16 protein-coding genes and 1 pseudogene are annotated in these 16527 nt (G+C 45.7%); 8 read left to right on the top strand and 9 right to left on the bottom strand.

The annotated features are described in order from the left end of the window. Positions 1–2: 2 nt before the first annotated feature. Positions 3–518: pseudogene (rplQ, locus tag BUB43_RS10980) on the top strand (50S ribosomal protein L17); the annotation flags it as partial. A gap of 213 nt (positions 519–731) precedes the next feature. Here the strand turns inward: rplQ and BUB43_RS01365 are convergent. Then, the gene (locus BUB43_RS01365) at positions 732–1076 is read right to left on the bottom strand and encodes a hypothetical protein (protein WP_073177587.1); all 345 of its coding nucleotides are present in this window, start codon (positions 1074–1076) and stop codon (positions 732–734) included. Between the two features lie 115 nt (positions 1077–1191). Here BUB43_RS01365 and eno point away from each other — a divergent pair, with 115 nt between their 5' ends. Beyond that, entirely contained in the window at positions 1192–2493 is a 1302-nt protein-coding gene (eno, locus tag BUB43_RS01360; RefSeq protein ID WP_073177585.1) for a phosphopyruvate hydratase, read from the top strand. Positions 2494–2542: 49 nt separating this feature from the next. Then, on the top strand, positions 2543–3826 hold the full coding sequence (locus tag BUB43_RS01355; RefSeq protein WP_073177583.1) for a citrate synthase: 1284 nt from the start codon (positions 2543–2545) through the stop codon (positions 3824–3826). 70 nt (positions 3827–3896) lie between these two features. On the opposite strand, the gene BUB43_RS01350 is transcribed toward BUB43_RS01355, so the two are convergent. Together BUB43_RS01350 and BUB43_RS01345 are read right to left on the bottom strand one after the other, a co-directional pair. After that, entirely contained in the window at positions 3897–4934 is a 1038-nt protein-coding gene (locus BUB43_RS01350; protein ID WP_073177581.1) for a T9SS type A sorting domain-containing protein, read from the bottom strand. A gap of 72 nt (positions 4935–5006) precedes the next feature. After that, positions 5007–5867: a GLPGLI family protein gene (locus tag BUB43_RS01345; RefSeq protein WP_073177579.1), complete on the bottom strand. Its 861-nt coding sequence runs from the start codon at positions 5865–5867 to the stop codon at positions 5007–5009. A gap of 89 nt (positions 5868–5956) precedes the next feature. Here BUB43_RS01345 and BUB43_RS01340 point away from each other — a divergent pair, with 89 nt between their 5' ends. After that, positions 5957–6871 carry a dimethylarginine dimethylaminohydrolase family protein gene (locus tag BUB43_RS01340; protein ID WP_073177577.1) on the top strand — a complete coding sequence of 305 codons (915 nt, stop codon included), beginning with the start codon at positions 5957–5959 and terminating at the stop codon, positions 6869–6871. Between the two features lie 131 nt (positions 6872–7002). On the opposite strand, the gene BUB43_RS01335 is transcribed toward BUB43_RS01340, so the two are convergent. Continuing rightward, the gene (locus tag BUB43_RS01335) at positions 7003–7674 is read right to left on the bottom strand and encodes a copper homeostasis protein CutC (RefSeq protein WP_073177576.1); all 672 of its coding nucleotides are present in this window, start codon (positions 7672–7674) and stop codon (positions 7003–7005) included. 66 nt (positions 7675–7740) lie between these two features. Here BUB43_RS01335 and ctlX point away from each other — a divergent pair, with 66 nt between their 5' ends. Next, positions 7741–8664 (top strand): citrulline utilization hydrolase CtlX, encoded by a 924-nt coding sequence (gene ctlX / locus BUB43_RS01330; protein WP_073177574.1) that lies wholly within the window; start codon positions 7741–7743, stop codon positions 8662–8664. Between the two features lie 6 nt (positions 8665–8670). Here the strand turns inward: ctlX and BUB43_RS01325 are convergent, their stop codons facing one another. The 4 genes from BUB43_RS01325 to recJ all read right to left on the bottom strand — a co-directional run bounded on the left by BUB43_RS01325 (position 8671) and on the right by recJ (position 13624). Further along, a complete protein-coding gene (locus BUB43_RS01325) occupies positions 8671–10878 on the bottom strand; it encodes an outer membrane beta-barrel family protein (protein ID WP_073177573.1) in 2208 nt (735 codons plus the stop codon). Between the two features lie 94 nt (positions 10879–10972). Continuing rightward, positions 10973–11314, bottom strand: a complete 342-nt coding sequence (locus BUB43_RS01320; RefSeq protein WP_073177572.1) for a DUF3817 domain-containing protein — start codon at positions 11312–11314, stop codon at positions 10973–10975. Positions 11315–11320: 6 nt separating this feature from the next. Then, the gene (gene nadD, locus BUB43_RS01315) at positions 11321–11908 is read right to left on the bottom strand and encodes a nicotinate (nicotinamide) nucleotide adenylyltransferase (RefSeq protein WP_073177570.1); all 588 of its coding nucleotides are present in this window, start codon (positions 11906–11908) and stop codon (positions 11321–11323) included. Between the two features lie 3 nt (positions 11909–11911). After that, on the bottom strand, positions 11912–13624 hold the full coding sequence (gene recJ / locus BUB43_RS01310) for a single-stranded-DNA-specific exonuclease RecJ (protein WP_073177568.1): 1713 nt from the start codon (positions 13622–13624) through the stop codon (positions 11912–11914). A 108-nt stretch (positions 13625–13732) separates the two neighbouring features. Here recJ and BUB43_RS01305 point away from each other — a divergent pair, with 108 nt between their 5' ends. Together BUB43_RS01305 and BUB43_RS01300 are read left to right on the top strand one after the other, a co-directional pair. After that, on the top strand, positions 13733–13954 hold the full coding sequence (locus BUB43_RS01305; protein WP_073177566.1) for a hypothetical protein: 222 nt from the start codon (positions 13733–13735) through the stop codon (positions 13952–13954). Further along, positions 13942–14136, top strand: a complete 195-nt coding sequence (locus BUB43_RS01300; RefSeq protein WP_073177564.1) for a hypothetical protein — start codon at positions 13942–13944, stop codon at positions 14134–14136. Before BUB43_RS01305 ends, BUB43_RS01300 begins: the two co-directional genes overlap by 13 nt. 170 nt (positions 14137–14306) lie before the next feature. Here BUB43_RS01300 and BUB43_RS01295 read toward each other — a convergent pair whose 3' ends face one another. Continuing rightward, positions 14307–15932 carry an ABC-F family ATP-binding cassette domain-containing protein gene (locus BUB43_RS01295; protein WP_073177562.1) on the bottom strand — a complete coding sequence of 542 codons (1626 nt, stop codon included), beginning with the start codon at positions 15930–15932 and terminating at the stop codon, positions 14307–14309. 73 nt (positions 15933–16005) lie between these two features. Between BUB43_RS01295 and smpB the strand changes: the two genes are divergently transcribed. Continuing rightward, positions 16006–16464, top strand: a complete 459-nt coding sequence (smpB, locus tag BUB43_RS01290; protein WP_073177560.1) for an SsrA-binding protein SmpB — start codon at positions 16006–16008, stop codon at positions 16462–16464. Positions 16465–16527 lie beyond the last annotated feature (63 nt).

Below are 16527 nucleotides of genomic sequence, written 5' to 3'. Positions count from 1 at the left end.
CAATGAGACACGGTAAAAAAAATAATCACCTAGGAAGAACCGCCCCACACCGGAAGGCGATGCTTTCTAACATGGCTTGTTCTCTCATAGAGCATAAAAGAATCAACACTACTGTGGCTAAGGCGAAGGCACTCCGCGTATATGTAGAGCCGATTCTGACCAGAGCCAAGGAAGATACCACGCATAACAGAAGAACCGTTTTCGCATATCTACAAAACAAGTATGCAGTAACAGAGCTCTTCCGGACAGTTGCCCCAAAAATTGCAGATCGTCCGGGTGGCTATACGCGCATCATCAAGACAGGATTCCGCGTTGGCGACGCTGCTGATACAGCAATGATCGAGCTCGTTGACTTTAATGACCTCTATAACCCTAAGGCAGAAGAGAAAAAAGCTACCAGAAGAAGCCGGCGTTCTACAGCTAAAAAGGCTGCCGTTTCAGAGAATGTTTCTGCCGAAGAAAACTCAATAGTTACGGAAACAGATATGGAGAAGGTAACAATGGAAGAATCTACAGAAGCTACCACCGTTCAGGCATCCGAAGAACAAACATCACAAGATGAAATGACGGAGGCCGAATCTGTAAGAATATCTGACGATCCCAACGCTCCTGCGGATGAGCAGGATGTAAATACCGATAAAGCTACCGGTACGCCGGCCGCCGAGGAGGAAGAAAAATAATTTTTATAACTTAGCAATAACAGGCATCCCGTTACGGATGCCTGTTCGTTATTAATTGTCCCAAACCAGCTCTATCACATTCTCCTCCTGAGTGATAATTAAGGAATCACCCTTCCTGTCTGCTGTAATGCCACGCCGCTCGTAATGGCCGCTGCCTTTATCATCCAGCTCGAAGGTGGTATTATTCGATGTTATGCTCATCGTATTTTTCTTATGATCGAAATATACCCTTGCTCGTGAGCCATCTTTTGCCCTGTATGTAAAACTGCCGTGGTCGCCAGGCTTTCTGGGGCCTGCAGCCTGTTCCGTGGTGGCAAGGTTTTCATTATTTTCCTTATTGCAGGCTGTAATGCTTATGAGGACGCAAGTACCTGCAGCAATTATTAATCTTTTCATTTTTTTAAAAAATCTTATCCAAAGTTAATTAAAATTAAGATACTTCGGCACATAATTCTCTCGGTGCTTTCATACGAAATCCTTAAATTTGTAGAAAATCATTAAAACCAACAAGATGAGCTACATATCTTATATCGAAGCACGGCAGATTCTGGATTCGCGCGGAAATCCCACAGTAGAAGTAGATGTATTTACAGAAAGTGGTGCTATGGGCCGTGCTGCGGTGCCTTCTGGCGCTTCCACAGGTGAGCACGAAGCCGTGGAGCTGAGAGACGGCGGCGAAGATTTTCTTGGAAAAGGCGTGATGAAGGCGGTGGAGAATGTCCGCGAAACCATCGCACCAGAATTGATTGGCATGCCAGTTTTCGAGCAGAACCTTATCGATAGAATAATGGTAGAGCTGGACGGATCCGACAACAAAGGTAAGTTGGGCGCCAATGCAATCCTGGGCGTATCCCTTGCTGCGGCGAAGGCTGCGGCTGCAGAACTGCGGCTGCCGCTTTACAAATATGTGGGTGGCGTAAATGCCAACACGCTGCCTGTGCCGATGATGAATGTAATCAACGGTGGTTCGCATTCCGATGCGCCGATTGCGTTTCAGGAATTTATGGTAATGCCTGTGAAGGCGGATTCCTTCTCGCACGCTTTGCGCAAAGGCACGGAGATTTTCCATAGCCTGAAGAAAATCCTTCACGACAGAGGCCTTTCCACTGCGGTTGGCGATGAAGGCGGTTTCGCACCAACTTTCACGGGAACAGAGGATGCGCTCGATACTTTGCTACAGGCAATTGAAAAGGCAGGCTACAAGCCTGGCGACGATGTGATGCTTGCGCTGGATTGTGCATCTTCCGAATTCTACAAAGACGGCATTTACGATTACAGAAAATTCCAGACCGAAGATGCGGCGCAGTATTCAAGCAGCGAGCAGGCTTCTTACCTTGAAGAGTTGGTGAACAAATACCCGATTATTTCCATAGAAGACGGAATGCACGAGGACGACTGGGACGGCTGGAAAATGCTTACCGAGAAAATTGGCGACAGGGTGCAGCTTGTGGGCGATGATTTGTTTGTAACGAATGTGAGGCGGCTTTCTCAGGGCATCGAGCAGAATGTGGCGAATTCCATTTTGGTGAAAGTAAACCAAATCGGTTCATTGACGGAAACGCTGGATGCCGTACAGATGGCGCAGCGCAATAGATATACTGCCGTGATGTCTCACCGAAGCGGCGAAACGGAAGATGCTACCATCGCTGATTTGGCGGTGGCTACCAACTGCGGACAGATTAAAACCGGCTCTGCATCACGCTCAGACAGGATGGCGAAGTACAACCAGTTGCTGAGAATCGAGGAAGCACTGGGAGAATCCGCAGTGTTCCCTGGTTTATCAGCTTTTCAAATTTCTAGGGGAAGAAATTAAAACCTGATGTAGGCAGGGATTTAAGTCATGAACAATTAAAAAAATATAAATGTCAGATTCAGTACAATTAAAATACAACGGGCAAGAATATGAATTCCCGGTTGTAGACAGCACGATGGGCGATAAGGGTTTCGATATTTCGAAACTACGCGATCAGACAGGCCTCATCACCCTGGACCTTGGATATAAAAACACTGGGGCCACCATCAGCGAAATTACTTACCTTGATGGAGATAAGGGCGAACTTTACTACAGGGGCTATCCGATTGAGCAAATCGCGGAACAGTCAAACTTTTCGGAGGTGATGTACCTTCTGCTTCACGGGGAGTTGCCCACTAAGGATCAGTTTGAAGTCTTTGAAAATGAAATAAAGCATTACAACTTCGTAGCCGATGAGATGAAGAAAATCCTGGATGCGTTTCCTCGTTCTGCGCATCCTATGGGTGTACTCTCGTCGCTTACTTCCGCACTCGTAGCCTTCAATCCGAAGTCTGTGGACGTAAGCTCCGAGGATGATATGGAACACGCATCCATTATGCTGATTTCCAAATTTGCCCACCTTTGTGCGTGGACTTACCGCAAGAAAATGGGCCTTCCAGTAAACCACGGGGATAATAAGCTGAACTATGTGGAGAACTTCTACCGGATGACTTTCCGCAAGCCTTACGAGGAATTTGAAATTGATCCTGTAGTTGTAGGCGCTCTGGATAAGCTTCTGATTCTCCACGCAGACCACGAGCAGAACTGCTCTACTTCCACCGTACGGATGGTGGGCTCTGCACACACAGGCTTGTTCGCGTCTATCTCCGCGGGCGTTTCCGCGCTTTGGGGGCCGCTTCACGGCGGAGCAAACCAGGCAGTAATCGAGATGCTGGAAATGATTGAGAAAGACGGTGGCGATGTAGCGAAATATGTGGAGAAAGCGAAAAACAAGGAGGATAATTTCCGCCTGATGGGCTTTGGGCACAGGGTTTACAAGAACTTCGACCCGCGCGCTAAAATCATCAAAAAAGCCGCGGATGATATTCTGAATTCCCTTGGTATTCACGATAAGGCGCTGGATATCGCGCTGCAGCTGGAGAAAGTAGCTCTGGAAGACGATTATTTCGTGAGCAAAAAACTTTATCCAAATGTGGATTTCTATTCCGGAATTATCTACAGAGCGCTGGGCATCCCAACCGAAATGTTCACTGTGATGTTTGCGCTGGGAAGGCTGCCAGGCTGGATTTCCCAATGGAAAGAAATGCGCAAAAAAGGCGACCCGATCGGCAGGCCGAGACAGGTATACCAAGGGGCGCAGGTGCGCGAATATGTGAAAATGGAGAACAGGTAATCTTCGCAAAAAATAACAAAAAAAATCCCTTCCAAATTCGGAAGGGATTTTTTTATTTGGATAGTGATTTTTATTTCTTGATAAACTTCGAGCTAATCATCTTTCCGCTGGCAGTTTTCGCGGTGAAGATGTAGCTGCCTTTCGCTAAACTTTCCACAGAAATTTCCCCGGAAGGTTTTACGCCTTCCAGAACTTTTCTTCCATCTGCAGAATAAATTTTGTAAAGGCTGATGGCTTCATCCGTTTTCACGCTGATGAAATCTGTAGCAGGGTTTGGATAAACCGAAATCTTCGCAGCGCTAAAATTCTTCTCAAAAATTCCCAGCTGTGCAAAAGTGCCGTGCTTCGCATTATCGATAAAGGCTGTGCCGCCGGCATTGTTGTGCCCAAGTTTCACAAGCGTCCAATCTCTCTTAGTCAGGATGTTCTCCACGGTTTTTACAAGGTTTCCATCCAGGTAATAGTGCAGTTTGCCATCCGTAGCCATCGCCTTAAAATTCAGCCACTTGTTTGCTTCGTATTGCCCAATGATTTCAAATAACGAGTCTTCCGGCTCTTCGTCCCTGTTCATCGCCTTCAGCTTTCGGTGCTGCTTCAGTTTTTCCAGCCTTTTATCTTCACCATCACCAAAATCGATGATTTTCAGCTGAGCATAAATATCTCCGCCAAGCATCCCAAACCAGAAGGCCGTTTCCATCTCGTAATCTTCCTCGCCTTCATCGTTGGTGAATTCGTAGTAGGCGTAGCCTTCGATTTCGTAGAAAGTATCTTCCGCATCACTCATCTGAAAATCCGTGGAAAACACGGCATCCTCAGGTGCTAGCTCGTTTTCCAGGAAATAATAAGCCGCCATATTTGCGGCAAAAAGTTCGCCGTACTCAGGGTGCGTAGCGATTTTTAGGGACTGCGTTCCGTGCGTTGCTTTCTCATCAGTAATCAGGAAGTTGGGAAGGTAGCCCTCATCATCCTCCAAAACCAGCCAGTTCTCTTCATCCTGCCCGCCGAAAATTCCAACATTAAAATTCTCCGATTTCTCGAAGGAAACGGTGGTTTGCGCAAAGGAAATCCCGGCAAGGAAAATCCCGGCCAAAAGCGTAAATTTTTTCATATCGTAAAATTTTAGAGGTTCTAAGCAAAAATAAAATTTCCCTCGGAATTTGCAAGGCTGCAGGTTTTGCCATTATTTCCGCATTGGTTTCCGCGACGGTTTTTTGGTGATGCCTTCGTAATCCACCGCTTTATCCAGTTCTATCGGGTTGTAATTTTTACGGATTTCTGCCTGCGTTTCTGGCGTCATTCTTTTCAGCTCTTCATTTGTGGAAACTTCCTTCCCGTCCTTCGTCTCGAAAATCCAATTTCCCTCGCCCAAAATTTTGAAGCGTACAAAAGGATCGCGATAATCATTCAGTAGAATCTCTTTATATTTACTTTCCGTAATCTCCAGCGGCAGCTGTTTGAAAACGGTTTCCAGCAAATTAGGATTGAAATTTCCAGGCTTCTTTACGGATTCCAGTTCCCAGCTGTAATTATTTTTCGTATCGCGAATTTCGGTGATAATTCCTGGCAAGCCTGTGAATTTGTAAGGTCCTTCGTTAAAGGGGAAATCCTTGGCAAACCAGGCTTCCCAAGTTCTTCCGCCAAAATTGCAGGTCGCCTTTTGCACCAGCCACTCACCGTGCTGCTTGGTATCGGGCAGAAATTTCCAGTCGATTTTATCTTGGGTTTTAAATTTGAAATAATCCATCGAAGAGCGGTAATAATTCATATTTACAAAATCGCCAGTTTTGCGTTTCAGCTTGGCAATTGGCGAAGTGTAGGTGCTCGTAGTTAGAGGCTTGGATTTATTAAGCGAATCTGTAGCGATGGCCCGCTCTTCAAAATATAATGTGTGGCCTTCGTGAATATCAAGTACCGTTTTCAGAATTTTGAAATCTGTGGCGGTAGAATCTACCTTATATTTCAGGTTGTAACTGAGGCGAAGTGCTTGCGCGCAAGCCAATTGGCTGAAAATCAAGATAGTGAGCAGGATTAACCTTTTCATTTTCAAAAGTTTTCACAAATATGAAAAGTTTTCCGAAAATTTCCAAAATCGGGAATTCAATGCAGCATTATCCCTATCTTTGAAGCGCTATGCAACTCAACATTAAAAACGAAACCGGCAGGCTGCGCTCTGTGGTGCTGGGCCAGCCAAAATCGAACGGCGCCGTGCCTACGCTGGAAGATAGCTACGACGCGAAATCCTACCACACGATTCAGCAGGGAAATTATCCCACGGAAGAAAACATTACTGCGGAAATGTGCACCTTTGAAAGCGTGCTGAAAAAGTACGGCGTGGAAGTTTTCCGGCCGGATGTCATCCAGGATTATAACCAGGTTTTCGCGCGAGATGTGGCCTTCGTGATTGATGATAAGATGATACTTGCCAATCTTCTGCCGGACAGAGCCGATGAACAGGATGCCTACAGCAAAATTTTCGAGAAGGTGGAATGGCGCAAAATCATCAACCTGCCGGAAACTGCGCACATTGAAGGTGGCGATGTAATTGTATGGAACGATTTCCTCTTCATAGGCACCTGCTTTTCAGAGGATTACAGGAATTTCAAAACGGCGAGAACCAACGAGTACGCCATAGAAATTCTGAAGGAATACTTCCCGAAAAAGCGCATTATAGACCTGGAGCTGAAGAAGAACGACACCGTGCCCTACGAAGGCATACTGCATCTGGACTGCACCTTCAACCCGATAGGTACGGATAAATGCATCATCTACAAGGATGGTTTTGTGGATGAGAACGATTATAATCTGCTGCTGGATATTTTCGGTGAAGATAATTGCTTCCAAGTAACCAGGGAAGAAATGTTTGCGATGAACCCGAACATTTTCTCGATTTCGCCGGAAGTCATCGTTTCAGATTCGGCCTTTACCAGGATGAACGATTTCCTGCGAAACGAATGGAACTTCACCGTGGAAGAGATTCCGTACCGCGAAATTTCCAAAATGGGTGGGCTTCTGCGCTGCAGCACAATGCCGCTGGTTAGGGATTGAGAGATTAGGAAATTAAGTGATATTGCACGCAAAAATTTTTAAGCAAAATCCACAAAGAAATTTTGTAATCTTAAACGAGAAAATATCTCTGCACCTTTGCCTAAAATTCCTCAAACTCAACCTGAATCAACCTAACTTATTTCCGCTTTCAGGCGCATTATTTCATCTTCGTTGGCATAGGTTTCGTAAGATGGAATTGCGGAAGAATGGAAATTCCACGCACCGGTAAAATCCTTCAGTTCACGAATGTTGCCGGAACGAACGCCGCCGCCAACTAAAATATTGATCCGGTGAGAATACCTTTCCACCAGCGTTTTTAGGACATCGCGGCCTTTCATCGCGGCATCTTCACCGCCGGAAGTCAGCACATTGCGGAAGCCCAGCTCAATTAATTTTCCCACAGATTTTTCCACATCAGGAGTCCGGTCGATAGCACGGTGAAAAGTGCAGGGCTTTTCCTCTGCCAGAGCCAGAAGTTCACGGTTACGCTGCATATCCACGATGTTGCCGTGCGAAAGAACGCCGAAAACAAAACCGTCTGCACCGGCATTTTTAAATTCCACGATGCTGTTTTTCATCCGCAGAAAATCCTCATCGGAATAGAGAAAGCCGCCGCCTTTCGGGCGAATCATCACGAAAATCGGCTTGCTGTAGTGGCTCTTCAAATAGCGGAATTCATCAATATTTGGCGTGATGCCGCCCAAGCTTTGCCCGGCGCAAAACTCAATCCTATCGGCTACTGAGCGCAGCGCCGTTTCAGCGGAAGTCATTTCAAAGCAGGCAATTTCCAGTAGGTTTTCCATCGCAAAAACTCTTCCGCAAAATACGGAAATTTGGTTAATTTTGCCCTGAGAAATTTACACCGAACAATGCAGGCTACCGATACCGTTTTGATGATAGAGCCCGTAGCTTTTGGCTACAATGCACAGACTGCCGAAAATAATTATTTCCAAAATAATGCGGAAAGTGCTGATACTCAAGGTAATGCGCTGAAGGAATTTAATGCTTTTGTGGAAAAGCTCCGGGCAAAGGGCATTAATGTGATCACAGTGAAAGACACTTTGCAACCGCACACACCGGATTCCATCTTCCCGAATAACTGGGTAGGTTTCGGTAGCGATGGAAAGGTGACGCTTTTCCCGATGTTTGCACCAAACCGAAGAGATGAACGCCGCAAAGAAATTTTGGAAGAAGTTAAAAATCAAGGGTTTACAATTACGGAAATCGTGGATTTGAGCGGCAGCGAAAATGAAGGGAAATTTCTGGAAGGCACCGGAAGTATGATTTTCGATCACGATAACAAAGTGGCTTACGGCTCGGTTTCGCTAAGGCTGGATGAGGAGCTTTTCCGTGATTATTGTGCGAACATCGGCTATGAACCCGTGGTTTTCCACAGCTTCCAAACTGCGGGCGATGAAAGGCTGCCAATATACCATACCAATGTGATGATGTGCGTAGCCGATAGATTTGCGGTGATATGCCTGGATGCCATCGACAGCGAACTGGAACGGGAAATGGTAGAGGAAAAGCTGAAACTTACCGGAAAGGAAATCGTGGAAATTTCCGAAGAGCAGATGCAGAATTTCGCCGGAAATATGCTGCAGGTGCGGAATTCCGAAGGGCAAACTTTCCTGGTGATGAGCGAATCTGCCTACAAATCTTTATCAAAGCAACAGATTTCCCAAATTGAAAAGTTTTCCGAAATCATCTACGCTGATCTCCACACCATCGAAACGAACGGCGGCGGAAGCGCGCGCTGTATGATGAGCGAAGTTTTCCTGCCAAAAAAATAAGCGGGATTATTTCCCGCCGGTTCTGCTTTTCAGCTCGCTGGCTTCGCCGCCGTCCTGCCTTGTGCGTTTCAGCTTTTGGTTGCCGAAATTGTAGGTGATGCCCAGCGCAAATCTTTGGTTGTAGTTTCTCTGCCGAACATTATTGAAATAGCCGTTGCCATTTTCATTAATGATATCCATTTTTCTAAGGCCGTTAAACACATCAGATACCGAGCCCTTGAAAGTCCAGTTTTCCCAGTTTTTCTGTAGGGAAAGGTTCAGCGTGTGCAGCAGCGGCAGATGTCCCATCTCCAATTCTATTTTCGTTTGCAGGAAATACTGTGCATTCAGCCACCAGGTTTTAGCCTTGTCGAAAGCATATCTGCTGCCTGCAGTGATGGTGAGAAAATCCGTGGTTCTATCCACAATGTATGGCTCGAAAACTTCCAGAGTCAGCGGGTCTGTATCCACGCTTCCGCTGTATTTTTGGTGGCTGAAGTTGGCAGAAGCATTAGCAATCCATCTGCCCTTCAGGAAAGCCTTTTGCATTCCTACGGTTGCTGTAATGCCCTGATTATCACCATAGTTCGTGCGGATGTACCTTAGCGAAACATCTCCGCTGGCATCGGTTTTCTGCAAAGGAATTTGCGCGGAAGCATGCCTGGTGTAGTAGTGGCTCAGCTGCAGATACCAGGCGCCGTTCAGCATATACATCAATTCCTGCTCATAGATTTTTGCCGGAATCATAAACGGATTGTTCTGAACATAATTATTCGGCGTGGTATAGTTTCTCACCGGGTTCAGTTCCCAGAAACTTGGGCGCTGCACCCTGCTCGTGAAGCCATAGCTCAGGCTGTGTTTTTCGGAAGGCTGCCAGCTCAGGTTTACGAATGGCAAGATGTCGTTCAGCGAACGGCGGAAGTTGTATTCCGGCTTGTCAGAAATTTCACCGTCCATCGTTGTATGCTCAAATCTCAGCCCTGCTTTTGCCGAGATTTTCTCGCTGAAATTCCTCTCATAATTCGTGTAGGCAGAAGCTATATTTTCCTTGTAAACGAAGTGGTTGCTAAGTTCAGGATTTGTGATGAAATAGAAACCGTCCGCAGTTTCATACCGCGTATCATTATCGGTTTTGGTAAGGTTTACATTCCCGCCGAAACTCAGCGTGCTTTCATCCTTGAACTTCAGGACTTCGTCCCCCTGAAAAATAAAGGCGTCTATCTGCTGTGGTGAAATCTGGTTAAAACCGCCCAGCATTCTCATCGTTGGCAGCGCAAAAGTGCGGTTTTCGCTGTGCTCATCTTTTTTATAATTCAGGTAGGATGCGAAGAATTTCAGCTTGCTGTCGTTCTTTCCGTGCGTCAGTTCATAGCGGATTTGCCCGGAAAGGTTGTCCGACTGATTCTTCGGATTATCCGTTCGGTTATAGTTTTCATTCGTGATGCTGCCGCTGTAGAAGCTTTGGTTGGAAAATTCCGCAGAATAATTTTTAATTCTCGAGAAGTTCGAATTAAAGCCGAAGTTCAGATAGTTTTTCTCATTAATATCATAATCCAGGCTAAGGTTGGCGTACAGGTTTTTGGACAAAAGATTTATACTTCCGCTGCTCACCGTATAATTTTCGCGTATTCCGTTTTCCAGAATCATCTCCTTAAAATAAGTTGTTTCGCTGTAGCCCGTGCTGATGTTCGCACCGAATTTATTCTGCCGCAGGTTCAGGTTCAGCGCGGTAGAAGGATTGCTGCGGTACGCCTTTTCGTTTTCCATTCTCAGCGTTCCGTTGTAGCCGTCCGTTGTGCGTTTTTTCATCACAATGTTGATGATGCCCGTATTTCCCGGCACATCAAATTCGCTGCCCGGCATAGAAATCACTTCGATTTTGGAAATATTTTCTGCCGGTGTATTTTTCAGCATAGCGTTCAGCGCATCGGCATTCATATTCGTTTTTCGCCCGTTGATGTAGATGGCCACGGCGCTTTTTCCCGGCATTGAAAATTTATCATCTTCGGTGGCTATTACCGTTGGCGTTTCTTTGAGAAGATCCAGCGCTGTGCTGCCTTTTGCAGAAGGCGATGCCGCTACATCGTACACCATCCTGTCGGTTTTGCGCTCGAAAATTTTCTTCGTGATATTCACTTCCTGAATGTCCTTCGCCTTTGCAGAATCTTGCTTCGGCGTTTGCTGCGCGGAAATCATCCCGCCTAAAAGTAGGGATGCGATGCTTATCTTTCTCATCGTTTCAAATTTTTTAACAAGGCAAAGATATATGTTTTTTTTTATACTTTGCAATGCAAGGTAGAAAAAGTTTTAAAAAATGTTGGGTTGAAATTTATTCTCCACGGTTGAACCGTGCCAGCTTTCTATCCACCCAGATTGTTGCCAAAGGGAAGAAAGCTGCGCCCAAAGCAAACACGAAATCCTCATCATCCCACCGGAAAATTTTCTTCGCCGGGAAAACCAGCAAAAGATAAAGCGTGAAGAAAAGCCCGTGAATATTGCCCATAATAATGATGTAAATGGTGGGTGCCAGGCTTTCCCTATCCATCCGGATCCACACCATTGCAGAAAAAAGCAGCAGCCAGGAAACCGCTTCCAGAATGCATGCCAGCCTGAACCACCGCACGATTTTTTCCTGCGGATATTTTACCAGAAATTTTTCTACAACGCTCATTATCAGTTACTTATAAAGGTTGGAGCCATCGATGTAATCGAAGACTTCTGGTGGAAGCATCGGTCGCACATTCTTGCCGTCCTTTATCATTTGCCGAATTTGCGTGGCAGAAAGTTCGATAATCGGTGCATCAATCAGCGTGATGTTCTCGTGCTCTTCGTAGCTCTCCAGCGTTTCGCTTTTCTCGAAATACCTCGGGTAAACGATGATTTGGTAATTCTTCACCAGAAGTTCCGCATTCTTCCATTTCGGAAGGCCGGCAAGGTTGTCTTCGCCCATTATCAGCGCAAAGCTATGGTTCGGGAATTTTTCTTTCAAATAGGTCAAAGTATCAATCGTGTAGCTTGGTTTCGGTAATGAGAATTCTACATTAGAAACGCGCATTTTTTCATAATTCCGCAAAGCGCGCTCTACCAAATCCAGCCTTGTCATATCATCCAAAAGAGATTTTTTTTCCTTGAACGGATTCTGTGGGCTTACAACAAACCACAGTTCCTGCATATCAGAATTTTCCAGAATATAATTAGCCAGGATTAAATGCCCGATGTGAATAGGATTGAAAGATCCGAAAAAAAGACCGGTTTTTTTGCGCATTTTTTAATTCAGAAATTTTACATCACGAATTTGCAGGTAATAAGTCACATTGCCCTTCCAGTGATTTTCTTCCACCGTAAAAGCCAGGTCGAAAGATTTGGTTTTAAAATCTTCCAGAAAAGTCCCAAGCTTCCAGCCCACACACTCGATGTTTCGGGAATTTGCCGGGTTATGGATGTAGAATTTTATGTGGTTGCCGTCTTTTCCCATCTGCTTTACAAGGCCTGCGGCGCTTTGATTTTCCAGCACCAGCACAGGCTTCATATTGTGCGGGCCAAAGGGCGCCAGCTTTCTGTGGAAGTTGAAGAAATCGCGGTTCAGGTTTTCAATTTCCGCTACGCTGTCGATGGTTAAAGTGGGCACTTTTTGTTCATCCCGAATCATTTCCGCCACCACCTCTTCGAATTTTATTTTAAAATCTTCGAAGCGTTCCTTTTCCATTGAAAGCCCTGCAGCAGCAGGATGCCCGCCGAATTTGATGAAAAATTCCGAGCACTGCTCCAGCGCCTTGTGCACATCAAATTCTGGAACGGAGCGTACCGATGCCACCAGCTCACCATTGTTCCCATCGGTGAAAACCACGGTGGGCTTGTAGTAGGTTTCGGTAAGGCGGGAAGCCACGATGCCGATGACGCCCTTGTTCCAGTGCGGCCCGTAAACCACGGTGGTAAAGTTTTCGGTTTGCTTGGTTTCGAGGACCTGTTCCAGCGCTTCTGCCGTGCTTGCAGAATCCAGCATCCTTCGGGAGTCGTTCAGGTTCACAATCTCATTTACGATTTGTTGGGCGTGTTTCAGGTTGTCGGAAACCATCAGTTCCACCGCAGATTTTCCGTGGGAAATTCTTCCCGCAGCGTTGATTTTCGGCGCTATTTCAAACACGATGTTAGAAATATCGTAGGTTGGCAGTTTTTCATCAGGGATGAGCAACCTCAGCCCGATGTTCCGGGTTTTCCGGAGGATTTTCAGTCCCATTTTTGCAAGCGTCCGGTTTTCGCCCGTCATCGAAACAATGTCCGCAGCGATGGAAATCGCCAGCAAATCCGTAAGCTCGAAAATTTCCGATTCCGGAATTTTGTAAATGGTATTCAGGCCCTGGCAAAGCTTGAAGCCTACACCGCAGCCCGAAAGCTCCTTAAAAGGATAGCGGCAATCTTTGCGCTTCGGATCCAGAACTGCCGCAGCGTTCGGAATTTCTTCGCCGGGCAAATGATGGTCACAAATGATGAAATCTATGTCGAACTGCCGCGCAAATTCCACCTTTTCGTTCGACTTGATGCCGCAGTCTAAAGCGATAATCAAGCTGAAGCCGTTTTGATGCGCAAACTGGATGCCCTCGTGTGAAATGCCGTAGCCTTCGGAATTTCTGTCCGGTATGTAGAAATCCAGGTAGCGCTTTTCCACGATTTTTGAAAGGTACAGGTACATCAGCGAAACCGCCGTGGTTCCATCCACATCATAATCGCCGTATATCAGGATTTTCTCGCCGTTTTCTATGGCTGTGGCTACGCGTTCCACTGCCTTCTGCATATCGGCCATAAGGAAAGGGTTGTGGATGTCTTCAATTTTCGGCTTGAAGAATTCGCGGGCTTTTTCGTAATTATCGATGCCGCGCAGCACCAGCAGTTTAGATTCAAAAGTGCCGAAACCGAGCGACATACTGAGCCTGTCCACCGTTTCTTCATCAGGTTCCTGCCGGAAAATCCACTTTTGATTCATAATTGACAAAGATAAGGAAAACAGAAAAGAGCCGAGGAAAGTAAAGGGCAAAAGCTAGGGAAAAAGGAAGTTATCAATTATCAATTATCTTTGTTCAAAAATCGAGCTATGCTTACAAAGGTTTCGTTTGATATTGCGGAAGAAGAATTGCCGATTGTGAAGGAAGTTTTGCTTCGCTTCGGTGCGGAAAACATTGAAACAGAAGACGATATGGATGTTCCCGATGAACATTGGGAAAGCATTCAGCAAGGTAAGAAGGAAATTGAAATAGGTTTGGGAATTCCTGCTGAATTGGTGATGAAAAGGGCACTTGAAAGATGTACAAGATAATTTGGTCGCCAATTGCGGATAAAGAATTTTCCGCCAATCTTGTTTTTTGGACGGAGCATAATTATTCCAATTCTTATTCGTTGAAAATCATTTCTGAAGTGATGCGTTTGCAGGAAATCTTGCGAGAAAACCCTACATCGGAAAACCAACCGAGAAAGACCGTTCGGTTTTCAAAGTTTTAATTCTTCGGAATTTCTACCTCTATTATTCTGTTGAAAATCAGGTGATTAATGTTCTTTCCTTCAAAGCGTTTCGCAAGGCGGCAAAACTAATCCGTTTGGTTTGTAAAAAAACAGCGCCGGAAGTTTCGGCGCTGTTTTCTTAATACCTTAATTCTTTAATCATTTAATTTTCAGCTGTAAAGCTGTGCCTGCAGTTCCTTCACCTTTTTATCGGCAAGGTATTCATCGTAGGTCATCTCCCTATCTATGATGCCTTTCGGCGTAAGCTCGATGATGCGGTTACAAACGGTTTGCAGCATTTCGTGGTCGTGCGATGCCAGCAGGATGTTGCCCTTGAAATTCACCAGGGAATTGTTCAGCGTGGTGATGCTTTCCAAATCCAGGTGGTTCGTAGGCTCATCCAAAATCAGCACATTCGCTTTTTGCAGCATCATCCGGCTGAACATGCACCGCATTTTTTCGCCCCCGGAAAGCACGGTGGAGGATTTCAGCGCTTCATCACCGGAAAACAGCATCCTGCCAAGAAAACCGCGGATGAATTCTTCGTGGCGCTCTTCATCATTTTTGGTGAATTGCCTTAGCCAGTCCACCAGGTTCAGATCTTTATCCTGGAAAAATTCCGTGTTGTCCAGCGGCATATAAGATTGCGTGGTCGTCACACCCCAATTGTATTCACCATTGTCTGGCTGAGCATTTCCTGTAATTATTTCAAAAAATTCGGTGATTGCCAAAGTATTCTTCGAAATAATCGCTACTTTGTCGCCTTTTTTCAATTTGAAATCAATGTTGGAAAAAAGCAGCTCGCCGTCCTTCGATTTTTCCAGGTTTTTCACCTCCAGAATTTGGTCGCCGGCTTCTCTTTCTGTTTCCCAGATTATCGCAGGGTAGCGGCGCGAAGTAGGCTTAATGTCCTCGATGTTCAGCTTCTCTATCATCTTTTTTCTTGCGGTAGCCTGCTTGGCTTTCGCCACATTGGAAGAGAATCTTGCGATAAATTCCTGAAGTTCCTTCTTCTTTTCCTCCGCCTTTTTATTGGCCTGAGCCCTTTGCTTCGTGGCAAGCTGGGAGGCCTGGTACCAGAAGGAATAATTGCCGGTGTAAAGGTTCAGCTTGCTGTAATCCAAATCGCCAATGTGCGTGCACACCGTATCCAGGAAGTGCCTATCGTGCGAAACTACGATTACCGTATTTTCATAATCGGCAAGGAAGTCTTCCAGCCAGGCAATGGTTTCGATGTCCAAATCGTTCGTAGGCTCGTCCAAGATCAGTACATCGGGATTGCCGAAAAGTGCCTGTGCAAGCAGCACCTTCACCTTGTCCTTATTTTCCAGCTCGCCCATCATTTGGTAGTGCATATCTTCCGGAATTCCCACATTGGAGAGCATCGTCATCGCGTCAGATTCTGCATTCCAGCCACCCATTTCATCGTAGATTACGCCCAGCTCACCAGCCTTTATCCCGTCTTCATCGGAAAAATCCGGCTTGGCATACAGGGCATCCATTTCTTCCTTGATTTCGAAAAGTTTCTTGTTGCCGCGCAGCACGGTTTCCAGCACGGTATATTCATCGTAGGCAAAGTGGTCCTGCTCCAGCACGGACATTCTTTTGCCCGGTTCCAGCGAAACATTCCCTGTGGTAGGCTCCTGCTTTCCGGTAAGTATTTTCAGGAAGGTGGATTTCCCGGCGCCGTTCGCACCGATGATTCCGTAGCAATTGCCTTTGGTGAAATTGATGTTCACATCGTCAAAGAGCACGCGCTTTCCGAATTGCAGTGATAAGTTTGAAACAGTTAACATATTATGTTATAAATTTGCCGCGAATTTACGAAATAAAGCGCAGATTGGCAGCCATGCCACACCATAATATATTATGAAGATACAGAAGACGGTTTCCATCCTGAATAAAAGGGCGCGTTTTGAGTACGAGCTTTCGGATGAGATGGAAGCGGGAATTGTGCTGACGGGAACTGAGATCAAGAGCCTGAGGATGGGCAAGGCAAGCATTGCGGAAAGCTTTTGCCAGTTTATCAATGGTGAGCTTTTCATCATCAATATGCAGATTGAGGAGTATAAACTGGGCACTTTTTACAACCATAAAGCAAAAAGGGAACGGAAATTGCTGCTGCACCGAAGAGAACTGCAAAAGCTGGAACGCCGCGTGAAAGATGTGGGCTATACGATTGTTCCGCTGAAGGTGTACATAAATGATGCTGGAAAGGCGAAAGTTTTTATTGCGGTAGGCCGTGGAAAAAAGCAGTTTGACAAGCGGGAAACGATAAAGGAGAGGGAAAATAAACGCAATCTAGACAGAATCCTTAAAAAAAGTTAAAAAATTCATAAAAAACTTTGTTTAGAAAAAATATTTGTTTTTAATTTGCATCATCAATTATTT

Origin of the sequence: Cruoricaptor ignavus (genome assembly GCF_900141665.1) — a bacterium.
Classification (GTDB): Bacteria; Bacteroidota; Bacteroidia; order Flavobacteriales; family Weeksellaceae; genus Cruoricaptor; species Cruoricaptor ignavus.
This window is presented reverse-complemented; position numbering and strand designations above follow the sequence as displayed.